The organism is Pseudomonas sp. B21128, from assembly GCF_044218865.1.
GTDB classification, from domain to species: Bacteria; Pseudomonadota; Gammaproteobacteria; order Pseudomonadales; family Pseudomonadaceae; genus Aquipseudomonas; species Aquipseudomonas iridis.
The window spans coordinates 1,232,870-1,251,848 of sequence record NZ_CP162590.1 but is presented as its reverse complement, the minus strand read 5'-3'; the positions used below and the strand labels follow the sequence as shown (position 1 = coordinate 1,251,848).

Below are 18,979 nucleotides of genomic sequence, written 5' to 3'. Positions count from 1 at the left end.
GCAATCGACTCGTAGCAAGGGTGCTACCTGGGTGGTTGGAGTTTCAGCAAGCGGCGTTTGAGGAAAAGGTTATGAGTTCAGGACACAGTCACGGCCAAGTACGCGCCGGTCACGAAAAGTTGCTGTGGATCGCACTCACCCTGACGACAAGCTTTATGGTCGCGGAGGTCATTGGAGCTTTTGTCACCGGCAGCCTGGCCTTATTATCCGACGCGGCCCACATGCTGACGGACGTTGCGGCTTTGGCGATATCCTTGGTCGCTATTCATATAGCCAAGCGCTCTGCGGATAGGAAGCGGACCTTCGGGTACGCACGATTTGAAATACTTGCAGCCACCTTCAATGCGGTCTTGCTGTTTTTAGTCGCTATATACATCGTTTATGAAGCGTATCTGCGACTTAAAGTCCCGGCGGAAATCCAGTCGACTGGCATGTTGGTCATTGCGGTGTTCGGGCTCATCGTCAACCTTGTTTCAATGCGCCTACTGAGTGCTGCCAGTGGGGAAAGCCTCAATGTGAAGGGCGCTTATTTAGAGGTCTGGAGCGATATGGTGGGGTCTATTGGCGTCATCATCGCAGCTCTTTTGATCCGTTTCACCGGCTGGACTTGGGTTGATTCACTTGTCGCGGCTGGCATCGGGTTCTGGGTGCTGCCCAGGACTTGGTCATTGCTCAAGGAAAGCATGAACATATTGCTGCAAGGGGTTCCAGAGGGCATCGATATTGAAAAGGTAGAGGCAACGCTTTATGGCATTGAGGGGGTCAAGAATATCCACGATTTGCATATCTGGGCTTTGACCAGTGGTAAAAGTGTTATGAGCGTCCATCTTGTCGCTGACTCGGCTTCCCGCAGCGAGCAAGCTATCTTGGCTGAAGTAACCAGCCTTATGAGTGATAAGTTCCACATCAGCCATACTACCGTCCAAATGGAAGGATCTGATTTTCACGATCAACTGGCTGACGATCATGAGGGTATGGTCCACTAACTGAGTCGTGGTATTTATTTAAGCTGGATGAACGTTTATACGTCGCGATACAGATCAAAAGGGTCGATTAAAATGGTCAGAAATATTTTAAGTTATTCTGGGCTGGCTTTGTTTTTGGCTTTTGTTGCGCAGCCAGCTTTTTCAACACCTGCTAATCCAGAAAGGGTATACGGGTGGATTGAGGAAGGAATACTTTTGCCAGAAAATATTGCTGTGAAAGTAAAGTTAGATACAGGTGCTCTTACATCCTCGATGGATGCGAAAGACTTAGAACGATTCCGTAAAAATGGAGAGGAATGGGTTCGTTTCAACGTTAAAGTAAAAGACACAAAAACTAAGAAGGTGAGTAACGCACTCTTCGAGCGACGCGTCGAAAGAAATGTAAAGGTTCGAGGCGCCGGTGGCGCTGAACATCGTCCAGTAGTCATGATGACGATGTGCATAGGTGATAAAATTTATAAGGAAGAGTTTTCACTGAGGGATCGAGGCGACATGAACTACCCCGTATTGATTGGTCGCAAAACTTTGGGGGTCTTGGGGGCGGTCGATGTTTCACGCACATTCACTAACGAACCAAACTGTAATTAAACACCTGAGTTATACATTTTATCTATACGTGCAAGGTGAATGTATTGAGAAAATAGCTCGGCAGAATTTTGCAGCTTTTTTGATGCTTGATGTGGCCGACTAAATAGTCTTAAAAAAAGCTCACCCGGATGCTGATTTTTAGGAAGAGTTAGAAGTGGCGCCATGCAACGATTAGTAGTTGCATGGCTTCTAATCAAAGTATGCTCATACTATAGGGTCATTTTAGATCTTTCTCGCGCAGCTCCACTTATTTCGGTGTTTTCATTGATTGACGCTCAAATGTCTGCGCGAGCTTTAACGGTGTTGACGCTTTGGACTGACAGGTACTGAACAGATCAAGCTCGGGGCGATATGATGTAGTTTGAATACCCATCAACCCCAATATAGAATGGAATAAGTTATCATGGGACAGTGATACTCCGCGTTGTTCCTTCAGGCATTGAGGATCTAGGTTTTGACGCGACTGCATATCTTTGGAGATCCAGAGTACCATGGGGATACTAGTCTGCTCGCTGGGAGCCATGGCATAAGGAAGTCCATGCAAGTAAAGCCCATTCTCGCCGAGGGACTCACCGTGATCAGAGACATAAAGCATCGCCGTATCAAAACGTTCAGCGTTACGCTTTAGCAGGTCGATCGTTTGCCCAAGTACGTAGTCCGTATAACTGAGACTGTTATCATAGGCACTGACAATGCTTTCGCGCGTACAACGTTCGAGTTGGTTATTATTGCAAACGGGCCCGAATCGTTCGAACGCTGGTGGATAGCGTTTCGAGTAGGATGGGCCGTGACTGCCTTTCATGTGTAGCACCACGATTGAGTCCCGCTGCTGTTTATCCAAGTAGGCTTGTAAATCTTGCAATAAGACTTCGTCGTAACACTCGTCGGCTCTACATAATCCCAGCGTTTTTTGATTGTTCAATTTTTCATTTGGTACTCGGTCGCAAATGCCTTTGCAACCCGAGTTATTGTCTCTCCAAAGGACCGATACTCCGGCCCGCTGCAAAACGTCTAATAGTCCTTCTCTACGCAGCGCCATACCGTCTTTGTAGCCTTCTTTACCCACATCCAGGAACATGCAGGGTAAGGAAACGGCCGTAGCTGTTCCACATGAGCTGACATTGGTAAAACTTAAGACGCCACGCCTGGCCAATTCCGGATTGGTATCCCGGGTATAGCCATTGAGGGAGAAGTTAGCGGACCTAGCGGTTTCACCCACCATAAGTACCGTTAGCCGTGGTTTGCGTACACCAGCAGTAGCTTCTTCACGGCGGGCATCAGCACCAATGGTTTTTAATTCGGTGGGAACTGCTAGCTGGCGACGCGTATACCCATGGATTGCCGAAACCACATTCGACGGAACCAACATCAATCGGAGTTCGCGATGGTTACGCATCAGCGATGCATAGGATTGATAAAGCGTAAATACGATGACCGCCAAGCAGGTGAGCGCTACCGCCACACCCATCAATCGATGAGCAAGTGCGCGGGACCACGATCGTTGGATCAAACGGACTCGGGTAATAATCAACCCCGGTATAACACCAAAGCCCAGCATCCACAGCAGTAGTTCCCAGTTCAGCAGGTCCGTGGCCTCGGACCTGTCCGTCTGCATCACATTCGTTAGCATGCTGTAATCAATTACTATGCCATAGCTATTCATAAAGTAACTCGTTGCTGCCGCAACCAGCAGCACGATAGCTAACACAGGTTTTATCAAGCGTCCCCAGGCCATCACGCTGAGCAATACGTATAGCCAAATCAACACGAACCAAGGCAGGCTAAGCACGAATATGGTGTTTCCGTCCTGTAGGCCTCCCACGCCTTGCCAGACAGCTCGCCAAAATGGCCAGTTACTAAACAATAGAAGCCAGGTTGAAACTGCAAGAATTAACTGATTACTACCGAGGGTGATTTCCCAACTGCGAATTGGTACTTTGTTATTCATGGGTACTCCGGAATATCTCGACGTATCCAGGCGCGAACTGCCACCGGAGTGTCACTACGTTTTAGGTAAGAAAAAATCGCCAATGGCGCGGTGCAACTCGTGGATGCACCAGTGACCCTGAACGTTCTCGTCAGCTAGTTGGCGATCTGCGACTAGCCAAACCGCCAGACACCCCAAACTGATGAAAATCTTTTTCATGAGGTGCCCCCCCAAGTAAGCGACGTGGCTGTAGATCTGCTCGATTCGTCCTTGAACACCAGTAGTTGTGCTGAAGCGAAATACTGGGTGCGGGGCCGCGTAGACTTTGTTGCTCTGTTGGCCGTCGAGCGCTTGTCTACAGCGAGGCGGATTTCGTACCGCAGGCGTAGCTTGGTGACGTTGTGCAGATCACGAGACTGATAGGTGCGGCTGGCCGCCGACGAAATACTTTTTAGTTTGCGGCCGAAGGACAAAATCGGTGTTGAAGCGTCCACCAGGGTCAACCGCTTCCGGATGCTGGTCATCCTCGTTCCGCCAGACATTGCGAACTCTGAACTGAAATCAGACCTTGCTGTGCACGCATGACGCACACTTTCGGCGTCCGACGGAGCTTTACGTTGGTGGTGTTCGAATTTTCGCGGAAGGCTTTGGCATCCATTAGTACTGGATTAGGGATCAAATCAGTCTGTTGGTGCCCCGTTTGGACAGTTTGGATATCCCACTGGACATCTACGGGGCTTGGGTTATTGAGTAATGCGGTTTGGGGTTTTGTCCTAGCCTCGACGTGGGCTTCCTGTCGCGACGCCGTCATCAACGACGAAACACGAGACAGTGGACCTGCCGCCCACAACATTTTTCTAATGCGAGATCGCATAACGAGATTTACGCCCCCAAAGCGCATTGTTTCTTTGTTCACTAATAAATATTTGATGGTCTAAAAAAACTGCGGGCATCGATTTCAGGTGTCTGGATTCGATCAGAAGTCGCCCCGTCCGCAGGATCCTATGACGCGTAGATTTTTTGCACACTCAATGTACTGTTGAGCAGTTATCAGAAGGATGACTGAAGAATTACAAATTTGTTATAAGCCCATCTGCTGCGGACAATTAGTCTAAGATCTATTTAGTGTGGAGGTTTGTATGTTTTACGTCGATTGCGTAGCGGAGCCTCGATAATGCGTGATAAATTCTTACTGACTAAAATCGATCAATGCAAATATGTTGGAATGGGTTGGTGAGTGAAGTTATCTGTGCGCGTATAAGGAAGTTTTATTATTTAGTATCGAGATTTTATGAAAAATGCGTATTTTGATAATAGAAGACGAGCTGAAAACCGCCCATTATTTACATCAGGGGCTGACTGAAAGCGGATTCGTCGTTGATTGCGTCGCCAGCGGAATCGATGGCTTACGCTTAGTATCCCAACAGGCTTATGATCTTGTAGTGCTCGACGCGAACCTACCGCAACGTGACGATTGGGGTCTACTTGTAAGCATTCGCAAGGTCATTATTGCGCCTATCATGATACTTACCGTTAAAGGTAGTCTGGAGGACAAAATCAAAGGGTTCGACCTAGGCGCCGACGATTACATGGTCAAACCAATTGAGTTTCCAGAACTGTTGGCCCGAGTACGTACTCTGATGCGTCGCACTGAATTGTCGGCATTGCCCGATGTGCTGTGTGTCGGCGACCTGGAACTCGATCTGGGCAGACACCGTACCTGTCGCGCCAAGCAGCGGATTGAACTGACCAACAAGGAGTTCGCCTTGCTACACCTCTTGATGCCCCAGACTGGTACGACGCTGTCACGCAAGCAAATCATGTCCTCTGTCTGGGGGCTGAATGCTGATTGCGACACCAATGTTGTTGAAGTAGCAATGAGAAGGCTTCGGGCTAAGATTGATGACCCTTTTGACAAGAAGCTAATCCATACCTTGCGTGGTGCTGGATATGTTCTCGAAACGCGTGATCAATGAGCCCTCTTAATCCTTCGAATTTTGAAATTGTGTGAAATAATCGACATTCAATTTAAATTCAGAATGCACAAATATTTGCTCTAATAGTCAGTTTTATAGGATTCCCCAATGGCTCCTGGGTGGGACGGTACTGCGCCTGGCTGATTTTGATACCTCACTAAGCTTTTGAGGCTAACGGGTGGAAATTACAAATAAGTAATTTTTCTAAAATGAGTCAGAAAGGTTTATCTCGTTAAACTTACGTAAGTTTAACAGCTTTGTAACCACTTCAAAGAGACTCTGCGATGAGCGCTTAAAATTAAGTGCTGTTGCGCTGACGCTATCATTGTCTTCGATAACATTCGCTGAAAGCCGTGGTGATCGCAACGACAACGCCATGGAAGCAAATCAGAAAAAAAAGGCAGCCTACGCAGCCCAAAAAGGCAAGACAGCTCCGGAAGTTCAGAAATATCGTGATGGAATGAAGCTTGATATCGCAAAAGTGGTGAGTACGACCCCACCAATTCGCTCTTGCAACATTGTACCTTTTCGAATGACCTATGAGGACTCAGCTGGAAAGCTTCACACTATTGAATACCAAATTATGGGTGTGTGTCGTAACACGCACGAATGAACGGATGACGTGAATAAGGGCTGTTTTTTCAATGGTTGGTGTCACCAGCTGGCTTGTCCATGGATGTTTGGAAAACCGAGCTTGAAGATCGTGATATTACCGGGGGAGCTTTTAGCCTCTGCCACTCCCTGATGCAGACTCATGATCGATTTCACAATGGCCAAACCAAGCCCGGTACTGCCTTCAGTGCGAGAATGATGGGTGTCGACTCGATAAAAGCGATCGAATAAGTGCGGCAGATGTTGAGGTTCAATACCTGCGCCTGGGTTGGCTACAAGTAGCGAGACTTCTGTGGCATGGACTTCGATGGTGATTGAGATGGCTTGGCCTGCTGGACAATGGCGTATTGCGTTGGACATCAGGTTGGAAATTGCCCGCTGAATCATCAGCCGATCACCAATGGTCGACCCACTGCCCGTAACGCTCAAGCTGACATGTTTCTCTTCCGCCGACAGGGAAAACAGATCGATGACCTTCGAGGCTTCATCCTCCAGCGCAATGGTCTCAAACGGGACCAGCGCAGCGGGATTACTGACCTGCGCTAGGAAAAGCATGTCCGAGACAATCCGGGTTACGCGCCCAAGCTCTTCGGTGGAGGACTCCAAGACTGCTTTGTACTCCTCAATAGGCCGCTCCCGGGACAGCGTCACCTGGGCCTTGCCCATCAGGTTGGCAATGGGCGATCGCAGTTCGTGGGCCAGGTCATCGGAGAACTGCGACAACTGCTGAACATCGCTGTCGAGTCGGTGCAGCATAAAGTTGATGCCACGGGCCAGTTCACTGAGCTCCTGTGGCATCTTGACCACCGAGAGTCGGTGACTGAGGTCCTGAGCAGAGATCATGGCGGCCACCTTGCGAAACTCCTGCAGCGGCGCGAGCTCCCGTTTTACCACTGCCCAGGCACTGATGCCGATAAGAAGCAGCAGCAGTGGCAACGCTATGATCGTCGAGCTTAGATATGTGCTGAGCAGCGCTTCATTGTTGACGCAATCAATCGACAGCAATACGGCGATATTCGTACCGTTCGGTAAGCGGATAAGTCTGGACGCAGTCAGGAAGTGCCGGCCCTGATCATCGATGCTTGGGGAGTACGACACATTGACGGTGGCAGACCCTGCCGCCTTCAACTCCACCCTGGGGTCCTTCAAGCCAGAGCCGGACTTTAAGAGCGGCGTCCTCATATTCTTCAGGTCATAAATGGTAAGGTTCAGGTTGTCATGCCCCATCACCTGATCCAGCAATACGTGCGGTTTGATTTTGATGTCGACAGGTTTTTCATACAGCGAAAGACTGTGCTCGATTTGCCGCATTTTCTCGCTCAGGCTGTCTTTTGACAGTTTATCTAACTCATGCGTTAGCGCGATGAATGCAAGAACCGCCAGAAATAACACCAACAATGCGCCCAGGATACTCACCGCTAAACCCAACCGCGTCGACAGGCTTGCCGACTTCATTCCCGGGCCTCCAGCACGTAGCCAACGCCGCGCAGGGTATGGATTAGCTTGTTGTCAAAAGGATCATCAATTTTGGCCCTCAGGCGGCGGATGGAAACCTCGACCACATTGGTGTCGCAGTCGAAGTTCATGTCCCAGACCAATGAAATGATCTGGGTACGGGAAAGCACCTCACCCGACTGACGCATCAACAGGTGCAGCAAGGCAAACTCCTTGGTCGTCAGGTCGATGCGCTGTTCGCCCCGGAAGGCCCGATGGCGGCCCTGGTCGAGTTCCAGGTCAGCGACCTTCAAGACCTGCGGGACGGGAACGTGTTCGCTGCGACGCATCAAGGTTCGTACCCGGGCCAGCAGTTCTGGAAACTCGAATGGCTTGACCAGATAGTCATCAGCCCCCAGGTCGAGGCCGCGGATCTTGTCCGCCAGGCGCCCGCGAGCGGTCAGCATCATGACCCGGGTGTTACTGCTTTGGCGCAGTTGCTCAAGTACACCCCAGCCATCAAGTTGTGGTAGATCGACGTCAAGTATTACCAAGTCGTAGGTTTGTTGACGCGCAAGGTGAAGTCCATCCGTGCCATTCACCGCCCGATCTACTATATAGCCGCTTTCAGTCAAACCCTGATGCAGGTATTCGGCAGTTTTAAGCTCATCCTCAACTACAAGCATTCGCATGGTAGTGCCGCCCTATGTAATATGAATTGAATAATGAAATTTCGAAGTTTACTTAAATGCCCGACTAAGAAATGATGTAGAACTATTCGATCATAAAGATCTCAAAACCGCGCATTGCTCAAGTGTCCAGTATCAAGCCTGAAGCTGCTACAGGGTCAACAGGAGGAAGAGCTTTTACAATAAAAGTATTTGCGACCATATGTCGCAGGTGTGTTAAAGCGCGGTTCTCTTACATTTATTTCAGTCTGAAGCCAAGCTCCGCTCGGCGGATATCTATAGGCAATCGTTTCGAAGTGTTACGGTACAGGCAGTCAATTTAATGCCGCACGCGTTGGGGAGGAGTGGCAGGATGTACCAAGGGGAGTTGATCTCGCTTTGTTATGTGCAAATATCCCACCCTATCTATGCTCTAAGGATTTCGGAGTCGCACTCTTAGGTTGTTTTCTATTTGTTTTGATTTTAGTTAAAGTCTTACTAAAAACACTTCCCCGATTTGTGGTCTATTAGTTTACTTTACGCATTATATTTTGGAAATGTAAGTCGAAAGACTGTCGGATGACCCGACATACTTTTGACCTCTGCCGTTCCTTGGTGAAGACTCATGATGGATCGGACAATGGCCAACCCTAATCCAGTACCACCTTCAGCTCGTGAGCGACTGTTATCTACACGATAGAAACGATCGAAAATATGGAACAAGTGCTGGTGCTCAATTCCTACCCCAGGATTACTTATTGATAGTGAGACTTTTTCAGTTTGCGTTTCAATCGCTATAGCAATGGACTGCCCTGCTGGGCAGTGACGAATGGCATTTGATAAAAGATTGGAAATAGCCCGTTGAATCATGAGTCGATCACCTAAAACTTTGCCCCATCCGCTGACAGTTATACCAACGCTCTTTTCCTCAGCCGATAGAGAAAAAAGGTCGATGACTTTTAGCGCTTCATCCTCTAGTAAAATGCTTTCAAACGGCACGAGTGCAGCCGGATGACTTACTTGGGCCAAGAAAAGCATGTCTGAAACAATTCTGGTGATTCGTCCTAGTTCCTCGGTGCATGACTCTAAAACAGCCTTGTACTCTTTTGCCGGGCGTTCTCGAGAAAGTGTTACCTGAGCTTTCCCCATAAGGTTCGTAATCGGTGACCGCAGCTCATGCGCCAAGTCATCAGAAAATTGCGATAGTTGTTGAACTCCGCCGTCAAGACGGTGCAGCATGAAGTTTATACCGTGAGCAAGCTCACTGAGTTCTTGGGGCATCTTGACAACTGAGAGTCGATGACTTAAATCCTGGGCCGACACCATTGCTGCAACTTTCCGGAATTCCCGGAGGGGGGATAAGCCTCGTTGCACAATAGCCCAGGCGCTGAAACCAATCAGAATCAGCAACAGTGGAACCGCTACAATGGTCGAACTCAGGTAGGCGCTCAATAGCGTTTCATCATTCGAGCGATCAATAGACAGTAGGACCGATACGAACTCACCATCCTTTAATTTCATGAGCTTAGAGGCGGTGAGGATGTGGATTCCGGACTCTTCGGCTGGGGAGTAGTACGACAGCTTATTACTGGCGGCTGTTCCGGCTTGATTCGTAGATACTTCAGGTATATCTGCTCCAAAACTCAGCAGAGGTTCACTCATGTTGTCATCATCAAAGATGGTCAGGTTAAGATTGTCGTGTCCCAGCACTTGATCTAATAGCACGTGTGGTTTTAAACTCATGTCACGGGTACTGATATCCATCAGTAGACTGTGCTCAATCTGACTCATCTTCTTCTCTAAGCTATTTTTTGCGCGCGAATCAAGTTCGTGAGTAAGCGCTAAAAAAGCTAGTATCGCTAACAGCACTACTAGTACCGCTCCCATAATGCTAACTGTCAACCCCAGCCGCATCGATAGGCTGACCGGTTTCATTTCCTCGCCTCCAATACATAGCCTACGCCACGAAGGGTATGTATTAATTTTGTTTCAAATGGATCATCTATTTTTGCTCTCAATCTTCGTATCGAAACTTCGACAACGTTTGTGTCGCAGTCAAAGTTCATATCCCACACTAAAGAGATAATTTGAGTGCGAGATAACACCTCTCCTGATTGACGCATCAACAGATGAAGCAGCGCGAACTCCTTTGTCGTCAGATCTATGCGTTGCTTTCCGCGGAATGCGCGATGTCTGCCTTGATCAAGTTCAAGGTCAGCGACTTTTAATACCTCTGGAACTGGAACATGTTCGCTGCGACGCATTAAAGTGCGTACTCTTGCAAGCAACTCAGGGAATTCAAATGGCTTGACCAGGTAATCATCGGCTCCCAAATCCAATCCTTTGATTTTGTCTGCCAGACGCCCTCTTGCAGTCAGCATCATTACCCGAGTGCTACTAGTCTGCCGAATATTTTCAAGAACGTCCCAACCGTCAATTTCAGGTAGATTTACGTCTAGTATTACCAGATCATAAGCTTGCTGACGTGCTAGATGGAGTCCATCAGCCCCGGTCGATGCGCAGTCTACAATATAGCCACTTTCAGTCAGGCCTTGATGTAAGTACTCAGCAGTCTTCAGCTCGTCCTCTATCACAAGGATTCGCATAGGATTTCACCCTCTGGTAAATGTATCGGAATGATTGGATGCTCGTTAAACATGGTTTAAGGGCTTTATTAATCTGTATAAATGTTTCGATTCTGGCTACATCTTTAATTTTCTTCGCAATATGGTCTTTTTAAAGCTTTGCAAGGTTCGTCATGTTTCCTTGACCTCCTAAAGTACTAGGTTCGGCTCCCTTTTTTTGTTTCGGGTTGTTTCTTGGTGCGAGCACTTGTTGACTTCATCCTAATGCATTAATTGAGGTTTTTCCGCTGGATAACGTATTTGTAATTTTTCAGTCACCTTGTTGATAGGTGCGGAGAATTACATTTGCCTCATGGGAAATTCTTTTTGTTTTAAAGGTTTTAAGGAATGATGGAATTACTTCGGCGTAGAAAGTTTATTGCTCACCCAATCACGCATAAGACCATGCTAAGAGCAGGTCTCATTTCGATCCTTGCGCTTTTGACTAGTCCTTTGTTTGCGGCGACCGCTCAAATGCTAACAATGGATCAGGCGCTTGAAACCGCTTTTGCCAATAACCCTGATCTGGCGGCCGCTCAATGGGAGACTGGTATTGCTCAGGGAGAGCGACAGCAGGCAGGGTTGATCCCTAACCCTGAGGTTTCCTGGGAGGCTGAAGATACTCGGCGAAACTCGCGCACTACGACGGTAATGATCAACCAGCCGATCGAGCTTGGCGGTAAGCGCGGGGCTAGGATCGAGGTGGCCAGTCGAGCTCAAGACGCGGCCGGTATTGAATTGGACCGCAAACGCAATGTTCTGCGTGCCGATGTCATTCAGGCGTTTTACAGCTCCTCGACGGCTCAGCAAAGGCTGCTGTTATCACGTCAATCACTTGAGCTCGCCGAGCGCGGTTTGCGTGTAGCTCAAGGTCGCATCAAGAGTGGTAAATCCTCACCCGTTGAAGGTACTCGCGCAGAGGTTCAGCTATCAGAAGTGCGTCTGGAGCTGAGGCGGGCTGAGCGGGATGAGGCCAGTGCCTACCAGCGACTCGCTCAGGTCATGGGCGCGCCTTTGCCTGCATTCGTGTCTGTGGGTGATCCAGGCCGGTCGATGCCAACCGTACCGGATTCGTCACTGCTGCTTAATCGCATAGGTGAAACCGCGGAACTACGATTGGCAAAACTGCAAATAGATCAGCGGGAAGCCTCCCTTGGCCTGGAGAAGGCTCAGCGAATTCCCGACCTCACCGTGAGTATCGGGAGCCAATACGACGAGCGCGAGCGCGAGCGGGTGAATGTCGTGGGGCTGTCTATGCCCATCCCATTGTTTAACCGTAACCAGGGCAACGTACTAGCCGCTGCCCGCCGTACCGATCAAGCCCGCGACCTTCGTAACGCCAGTGAGTTACGCCTGCGCACAGAAATCCAGACCACCCTGGATCAGTGGATGACGGCTAACACTGAAGTCGCGTCGTTCAATCAAACCATCCTGCCTGCCGCGAAAAGTGCCGTCGACACCGCTACCCGAGGTTTCGAAATGGGCAAGTTTAACTTCCTCGACGTACTCGATGCTCAGCGCACCTTGATTAGCGCCCGCACGCAATACATCCAGGCTATCGCCGAGGCGACAGACGCCTGGGTGCGCATCGAGCGAATTTTCGGAGATGTCGCCCTTCTCACTCGCACTCCGTGAATTTCATATAACGCTTTTTTTACCGCTGCTCAGCATCGCAATACCACGGTAATCCGTGACTGCCGACTGGGCTGCGCAGGGAGTTTCCATGGATAAAAAACTAATTCTCGTCACTGCACTGACCTTGACGTTGGGTATAGGCATCGGCTCGTTGTGGATGGGCAGCCCATCGGTGCCCTCAGCCGAGGCTCAGGCTCAGGCTCAGGAGGGCAAAGGCCATGACGATCACGGCGATGAAACTACTGGCAAAAAATCAGCCGAGGGCGAACACGCCGAAGGCGAAGCGGAAGAAGGTCACTTGACTCTGAGCGAAGAGCAGATCAGCTCAGCCGGCATCCAGTTGGTCGAAGCCAAGGCGCAGAGTATTAGCCTTTCATTGCCCTTTCCTGGAGAAATCCGTTTTGATGAAGACCGCACTGCACATGTGGTGCCCCGTGTACCCGGTGTCGTCGAGTCGGTCCATGTCAATCTTGGTCAACCGGTGAAAAAAGGCCAGTTGCTGGCCGTGATCGCCAGCCAACAAATTTCTGATCAGCGTAGTGAACAAGCCGCGGCGCAACGTCGTCTTGAGTTGGCCCGTACTACCTACGAGCGAGAGCGACAGTTATGGCAGGACAAAATCTCTGCCGAACAGGATTTCCTGCAAGCCCGCCAGGCTTTGCAAGAAGCCGAAATCGCCCTCAGCAATGCTCGACAAAAAATCAGCGTACTCAGTGGCAGCTCGGTCACCAGCGGGGGTAACCGATATGAATTGCGTGCGCCGTTTGACGGGGTTGTCGTTGAGAAACACTTGGGCCTCGGTGAGGTTGTCAGCGAAACCACTAATGCCTTCACCCTCTCCGACTTGTCGCGTGTGTGGGTGACCTTTGGTGTCTCGCCAAAGGATTTAAACAAGGTACTGGTGGGCAAGTCGGTCACGGTCAGTGCGTCGGAACTGAATGCCGAAGTCACTGGAACCGTGGCCTATGTCGGCAGTTTGTTGGGCGAGCAAACTCGTACAGCCACGGTCCGCGTGACCTTGGCCAATCCACAAGGTGCATGGCGTCCCGGGCTATTCGTGACCGTGCAGGTTGACACTGATACTCGGCAAACAAAGGTCGCAGTACCAGAAGCGGCTATCCAGACGGTCGAGGACACGCAAACTGTTTTCGTTCGAACGGACGACGGGTTTAAAGCTCAGCCAGTGGAGACAGGTGGCCGTTCGGCGGGTCTGGTCGAGATCACGGAGGGCCTGGAGCCCGGTGTTCAAGTCGCCGCTGCCGGCAGTTTCATTCTGAAATCAGAACTGGGTAAAGCCTCGGCTGAACACGCCCACTGATCCGCCACTTCCACGAGAAGGTTCTCATGTTCGAACGCCTGATCCAATTTGCCATCGAGCAGCGCATCATCGTGCTGCTCGCGGTTCTCCTCATGGCCGGCCTCGGTATAGCCAGCTACCAGAAGCTGCCGATCGACGCCGTTCCCGATATCACCAACGTCCAGGTGCAAATCAACACAGGGGCAGCAGGTTTTTCACCACTGGAAACCGAGCAGCGCATCACGTTTCCCATCGAAACTGCAATGGCTGGTTTGCCGGCTCTAGAACAAACTCGCTCGCTGTCACGCTCGGGTTTGTCGCAAGTCACAGTGATCTTCAAGGAAGGCACTGACCTGTTCTTCGCCCGACAATTGGTCAACGAACGGTTGCAGGTGGCCAAGGAGCAACTACCCGAGGGGGTGGAAGCCGTCATGGGGCCGATCTCAACCGGTCTGGGTGAAATTTTCCTGTGGACGGTCGAGGCTGAAGAAGGTGCCGTCAAGGAGGACGGCAGTCCCTATACGCCGACCGACCTGAGGGTGATCCAAGACTGGATCATCAAGCCTCAGCTGCGCAATGTTCCCGGGGTCGCCGAAATCAATACCATTGGCGGGTTCGCCAAGGAGTACCAGATTGCGCCCGATCCAAAACGCTTGGCGGCTTACAAGCTTACGCTGACTGACCTTGTTACAGCGCTGGAGCGCAACAACGCCAACGTCGGTGCCGGTTACATCGAGCACAGTGGCGAACAGTTACTGATTCGCGCACCTGGCCAAGTAGCGACCACCGAAGATATCGCCAATATCGTCATGGCCAACGTCGACGGTACGCCCATCCGTGTCAAGAACGTCGCAACCGTGGACATCGGCCGTGAATTGCGCACGGGGGCAGCGACCGAAAACGGTCGTGAAGTGGTGCTCGGCACAGTGTTCATGCTGATCGGTGAGAATAGCCGCACCGTGGCCCAAGCCGTTGCTAGCAAGCTTGAGCAAATCAACCGCTCACTGCCAAAAGGGGTGGTGGCAGTCACCGTCTATGACCGTACCAATTTGGTGGACAAGGCAATTGCCACCGTTAAGAAGAACTTGATTGAAGGTGCGATCCTGGTGATCGCGATTCTGTTCCTGTTCCTTGGCAACATTCGCGCGGCTCTGATTACTGCCATGGTGATCCCGCTCGCGATGCTATTCACATTCACTGGCATGTTTACCAACAAGGTCAGCGCCAACCTGATGAGCCTCGGAGCGTTGGACTTTGGCATCATCGTTGATGGCGCGGTGGTCATTGTCGAAAACGCCATCCGTCGTCTGGCCCATGCACAGCAACACCACGGACGCATCCTCACCCGCTCCGAACGCTTTCACGAAGTGTTCGCGGCGGCCAAGGAAGCACGCCGACCGCTGATTTTCGGCCAGTTGATCATCATGGTCGTGTACCTACCGATTTTTGCCCTCACCGGCGTCGAAGGAAAAATGTTTCATCCGATGGCGTTTACTGTGGTGATTGCCTTGCTCGGCGCGATGCTGTTGTCGGTGACCTTTGTCCCGGCGGCGATTGCGATGTTCGTCACCGGTAAGGTCAAGGAAGAAGAGAACATCATCATGCGTAGCGCCCGTCGGGTGTATGCGCCAGCGCTAGAATGGGTCATGGGCCATCGATCAATGGCATTCGCCATAGCACTAGCCGTTATCGCGGTGTGCGGTGTGGTCGCCAGTCGAATGGGCAGCGAGTTTGTGCCGAGCCTCAGTGAAGGGGATTTCGCGTTGCAAGCACTGCGTGTACCAGGTACCAGCCTGACGCAATCGGTAGAAATGCAGCAACGTCTGGAAAGACTTGTGTTAGCAAAGGTACCGGAGGTCAAGCGGATGTTTGCTCGTACTGGTACAGCAGAAATTGCCTCAGACCCAATGCCACCAAACATCTCTGACAGCTACGTGATGCTCAAGCCGAAGAATCAATGGCCTGATCCGAATAAATCCAGGGAGGCGTTGATAGCCGATATCCAAAAAGCTACAGCCGCCATGCCCGGAAGCAACTATGAGCTTTCTCAGCCTATTCAATTGCGTTTTAACGAGCTGATTTCAGGCGTACGCAGTGATGTGGCAGTGAAGGTCTTCGGTGATGACATGGCGGTGCTTAACAGCACCGCTGCAAAAATTGCCGCGTCCATGCAGAAGATCAATGGTGCCTCCGAGGTCAAAGTCGAGCAAACGTCGGGACTGCCGGTACTGACCATCAACATCGACCGTGACAAAGCCGCCCGTTACGGACTGAACGTTGGCGACGTACAAGACACCATTGCGGTGGCGGTCGGTGGTCGTCAAGCCGGTACGATGTATGAGGGAGACCGCCGATTCGACATGGTGGTGCGTTTATCCGACGCCATGCGTAAGGATCTCGAGGGATTGTCCACACTGCTAATCCCGGTACCGGCGCTGCTTAACACCAATGCCGATCAGATCGGGTTTATTGCTCTTTCAGAGGTGGCTAGCCTCGATCTAGTGTTGGGACCTAACCAGGTCAGTCGTGAAAACGGCAAACGTCTGGTGATCGTCAGCGCCAACGTGCGTGGGCGTGATATCGGCTCATTTGTACAGGAGGCCAGTAGCGCCATTGATAAAGAAGTGCAGATCCCGGCCGGTTACTGGACCAACTGGGGAGGACAGTTCGAGCAGCTCCAATCCGCTGCCAAGCGACTACAGATTGTAGTCCCGGTGGCCCTGCTCTTGGTGTTCGCACTCTTGTTCATGATGTTCAACAACCTCAAGGATGGCCTATTGGTGTTCACCGGTATTCCATTCGCGTTGACGGGGGGAGTCATGGCTTTATGGCTCCGAGACATCCCGCTGTCGATCTCGGCAGGTGTTGGTTTCATCGCGTTGTCGGGCGTGGCGGTGCTGAATGGTCTGGTGATGATTGCGTTCATCCGCAATCTTCGGGAGGAAGGACATTCGTTGAGTTCCGCAATCAATGAAGGGGCTCTTACCCGGTTGCGCCCAGTGTTGATGACAGCTCTGGTGGCCTCTCTTGGCTTTATTCCGATGGCACTGGCCACCGGAACGGGGGCAGAGGTCCAGAGACCCCTGGCTACCGTGGTGATCGGGGGCATCCTATCCTCAACTGCGTTGACCCTGCTGATATTGCCTGCGCTTTATCAATGGGCGCACCGCCGAGACGAGGAAGAAGCCGAAGACGAAGACGATAAAATAGAAGCCGTATAATTCTTTAGTTTTAAAAGCCCACTATCGAGATTCGATAGTGGGCTTTTTTATGTGAGCTACATAACGAATCTGTAATCTTGGCGCCACCGTGTTGATAGGTTCGAATTGATACCCTACTAGCGTTAACTATATGAGGTGTCAGTATGAAAATTGCTCAAATCTGCGCTCTTGCGGGTGCTTTAATCCTTTCTTCAGTTGCTTTAGCCGAAGGTGGGGGGGACAGAACCTTCGAAAAAATGATGGCGGCGCGAGATGTGGCAATGGAGGCATATGTTGCTAGAGAAGGGAAGAGCGTTCCCGTGGTTTCAAGTGATGCTAAAGATGAGACAGGTAAAATGTAGTAGTACTGCGTATAAAAAACCGCTTCCGGTTTCCGGCGGCGGTTTTTTTTACGGCTTTATTACACATTCGTAACCTAGCCGCCACGCCATCGCAATGTTCGAATTGATATCCTTGTAACAGTTAATATATGAGGTACTAAATATGAAGTTCATGAGTATTATTACTTTCGCTGGAGCTCTGACGTTATCCTCTCTCGTACTGGCGGAAGGGGGAGGAGACAAAGCCTTTGAAAAGATGATGGTGGCGAATGCTAAAGCCATGGAGCAGTATGCAATTAGCCAGGGGAAAAGCGCCCCTGTGTCGAAAGAATACGAGTACGGGATGAAGGTGGATGTTGTGAAGGTTATCAGTGTGGTGCGGCCTGCAAAAGTCTGCGCAGTGGTGCCCGCCGCAATGACCTATGAAGATTCAAAAGGACAGCTAAATACAATTAGGTACACTGTGGCTGGAGAGTGTCGTAAACGAGGCGGCTAGCAGCTATGCTGCTGTCAGAGGGATTTATAACGCTCGATTAACCTCAACACTTAGAGGTATCGGGCGTTTTTTATATGCTCGTGTTTTAACGGATCGAGTAGGAGGCGGATTTACATCCGCCGTCCTCTCACACCACCGTACGTACGGATCCGTATACGGCGGTTCAAGCTATGCGGCTAAGCCGGTTTATCGTATCCAGTACCGAGACCAACCCAAGTTGATCCCATAGCTTCTTCGGCAGCGCCTGATTCATATGAGATGCTCCCGAGCTCCACCATGGGCCTCGGCCATTGAAGGCTGATTTGCAGGTGCGAGCTTCGCTAAGCCCCAGGCGCATCAAGTTACGTGCCCTCGTTGAGGGCCGCTTCCATTGACGCCAGACGACGCAGCGAAGTTTGCGTCGTACCCAGCCGTCAATTTCCTCAAGTGGCCGTTTGCTCTGACTGAGCTTGAAATAGCCTGCCCACCCGCGCAGCACAGGGTTTATTCGTTCGATGACATTCGCCATCTTGTGGCCCCGCGCCCCGCGCAGCAGGTCTCTTAACCGGTCGTGCAAGCGACCCAGACTCATCGTCGCCACTCTCAGCCTCGGTTGCTGATGCCAGCTCATCCCATAACCCAGATAGTCGCAGACCCAAGGCCGTGCTACGTGGCTCTTTTCCCGGTTCAGCGTCAGTTTCAGGCGCTGATTCAGGAAACGCTCAACACCGGCCATCACCCGCGTGCCAGCTCGCTGACTGCGCACATAGATGTTCGCGTCGTCGGCATAACGCACGAAGCGATGGCCTCGCCGTTCCAGTTCGCGGTCGAGTTCGTTGAGCAGGATGTTCGACAGCAACGGCGAGAGCGGGCCGCCTTGATACGCACGCCTAAGGTTGGCCGGTACAAGCACCTGCTCCATCAGCGTGTCCGGCTCCGCGTTCGTCCACGTCACAGACGCCGCCGATACCTGTGCGCTGTCAGCCGTCATCCTCGGATACTGTCCGGGACTCGGAGTAACAGTCTTCTCTTGGAGAAATTTCTGCATTTCGGTATTCAACGAGACTTTGACGCCTACTGGCGGCATAACTTGTTCGGCCCTTGGTGACGGGTTTATTCGCCACTTACTACGGCCTCGGCTGACTTCTGCACGTTCATCCCGTCGCCTCTCGACGCTCGGTAGCACTGTGGCAAACGTGCAGATCTCCCAGGGTAA

General features: G+C 51.1%; 16 protein-coding genes. 9 read left to right on the top strand and 7 right to left on the bottom strand.

What is annotated here, in order from left to right; all coding sequences use genetic code 11:
* Positions 1-71: 71 nt before the first annotated feature.
* Together AB4P91_RS05430 and AB4P91_RS05425 are read left to right on the top strand one after the other, a co-directional pair.
* Complete coding sequence (locus tag AB4P91_RS05430) at positions 72-986, top strand: cation diffusion facilitator family transporter (RefSeq protein ID WP_017341666.1); 915 nt, start codon at positions 72-74, stop codon at positions 984-986.
* A gap of 72 nt (positions 987-1,058) precedes the next feature.
* Positions 1,059-1,574: an ATP-dependent zinc protease gene (locus tag AB4P91_RS05425; protein ID WP_031319194.1), complete on the top strand. Its 516-nt coding sequence runs from the start codon at positions 1,059-1,061 to the stop codon at positions 1,572-1,574.
* Positions 1,575-1,821: 247 nt separating this feature from the next.
* Here the strand turns inward: AB4P91_RS05425 and AB4P91_RS05420 are convergent, their stop codons facing one another.
* Positions 1,822-3,522 (bottom strand): phosphoethanolamine transferase, encoded by a 1,701-nt coding sequence (locus AB4P91_RS05420; RefSeq protein ID WP_017341668.1) that lies wholly within the window; start codon positions 3,520-3,522, stop codon positions 1,822-1,824.
* A gap of 194 nt (positions 3,523-3,716) precedes the next feature.
* Complete coding sequence (locus AB4P91_RS05415; protein ID WP_130205470.1) at positions 3,717-4,025, bottom strand: hypothetical protein; 309 nt, start codon at positions 4,023-4,025, stop codon at positions 3,717-3,719.
* 774 nt (positions 4,026-4,799) lie between these two features.
* Here AB4P91_RS05415 and AB4P91_RS05410 point away from each other — a divergent pair.
* Together AB4P91_RS05410 and AB4P91_RS05405 are read left to right on the top strand one after the other, a co-directional pair.
* Entirely contained in the window at positions 4,800-5,477 is a 678-nt protein-coding gene (locus AB4P91_RS05410; RefSeq protein WP_395604451.1) for a heavy metal response regulator transcription factor, read from the top strand.
* A gap of 313 nt (positions 5,478-5,790) precedes the next feature.
* The gene (locus tag AB4P91_RS05405; RefSeq protein ID WP_031319196.1) at positions 5,791-6,090 is read left to right on the top strand and encodes a DUF2790 domain-containing protein; all 300 of its coding nucleotides are present in this window, start codon (positions 5,791-5,793) and stop codon (positions 6,088-6,090) included.
* Positions 6,091-6,131: 41 nt separating this feature from the next.
* On the opposite strand, the gene AB4P91_RS05400 is transcribed toward AB4P91_RS05405, so the two are convergent.
* From AB4P91_RS05400 to AB4P91_RS05385, 4 genes are all read right to left on the bottom strand, one after another.
* A complete protein-coding gene (locus tag AB4P91_RS05400) occupies positions 6,132-7,544 on the bottom strand; it encodes a heavy metal sensor histidine kinase (RefSeq protein WP_017341672.1) in 1,413 nt (470 codons plus the stop codon).
* Positions 7,541-8,215, bottom strand: a complete 675-nt coding sequence (locus AB4P91_RS05395) for a heavy metal response regulator transcription factor (protein WP_017341673.1) — start codon at positions 8,213-8,215, stop codon at positions 7,541-7,543. The genes AB4P91_RS05400 and AB4P91_RS05395 overlap by 4 nt, the downstream gene beginning before the upstream one ends.
* Before the next feature lie 513 nt (positions 8,216-8,728).
* Positions 8,729-10,126: a heavy metal sensor histidine kinase gene (locus tag AB4P91_RS05390; protein WP_017341674.1), complete on the bottom strand. Its 1,398-nt coding sequence runs from the start codon at positions 10,124-10,126 to the stop codon at positions 8,729-8,731.
* Positions 10,123-10,797, bottom strand: a complete 675-nt coding sequence (locus AB4P91_RS05385; RefSeq protein WP_017341675.1) for a heavy metal response regulator transcription factor — start codon at positions 10,795-10,797, stop codon at positions 10,123-10,125. Before AB4P91_RS05385 ends, AB4P91_RS05390 begins: the two co-directional genes overlap by 4 nt.
* Before the next feature lie 366 nt (positions 10,798-11,163).
* Here AB4P91_RS05385 and AB4P91_RS05380 point away from each other — a divergent pair, with 366 nt between their 5' ends.
* The 5 genes from AB4P91_RS05380 to AB4P91_RS05360 all read left to right on the top strand — a co-directional run bounded on the left by AB4P91_RS05380 (position 11,164) and on the right by AB4P91_RS05360 (position 17,784).
* Complete coding sequence (locus AB4P91_RS05380) at positions 11,164-12,450, top strand: TolC family protein (protein WP_017341676.1); 1,287 nt, start codon at positions 11,164-11,166, stop codon at positions 12,448-12,450.
* Between the two features lie 88 nt (positions 12,451-12,538).
* The gene (locus AB4P91_RS05375) at positions 12,539-13,768 is read left to right on the top strand and encodes an efflux RND transporter periplasmic adaptor subunit (protein WP_395604450.1); all 1,230 of its coding nucleotides are present in this window, start codon (positions 12,539-12,541) and stop codon (positions 13,766-13,768) included.
* A gap of 26 nt (positions 13,769-13,794) precedes the next feature.
* The gene (locus AB4P91_RS05370) at positions 13,795-16,968 is read left to right on the top strand and encodes a CusA/CzcA family heavy metal efflux RND transporter (RefSeq protein ID WP_017341678.1); all 3,174 of its coding nucleotides are present in this window, start codon (positions 13,795-13,797) and stop codon (positions 16,966-16,968) included.
* Positions 16,969-17,111: 143 nt separating this feature from the next.
* Complete coding sequence (locus AB4P91_RS05365) at positions 17,112-17,309, top strand: co-regulatory protein PtrA N-terminal domain-containing protein (RefSeq protein ID WP_017341679.1); 198 nt, start codon at positions 17,112-17,114, stop codon at positions 17,307-17,309.
* Between the two features lie 142 nt (positions 17,310-17,451).
* A complete protein-coding gene (locus AB4P91_RS05360; protein WP_017341680.1) occupies positions 17,452-17,784 on the top strand; it encodes a DUF2790 domain-containing protein in 333 nt (110 codons plus the stop codon).
* A 163-nt stretch (positions 17,785-17,947) separates the two neighbouring features.
* On the opposite strand, the gene AB4P91_RS05355 is transcribed toward AB4P91_RS05360, so the two are convergent.
* Complete coding sequence (locus AB4P91_RS05355; protein ID WP_031319199.1) at positions 17,948-18,850, bottom strand: group II intron maturase-specific domain-containing protein; 903 nt, start codon at positions 18,848-18,850, stop codon at positions 17,948-17,950.
* Positions 18,851-18,979: the final 129 nt, after the last annotated feature.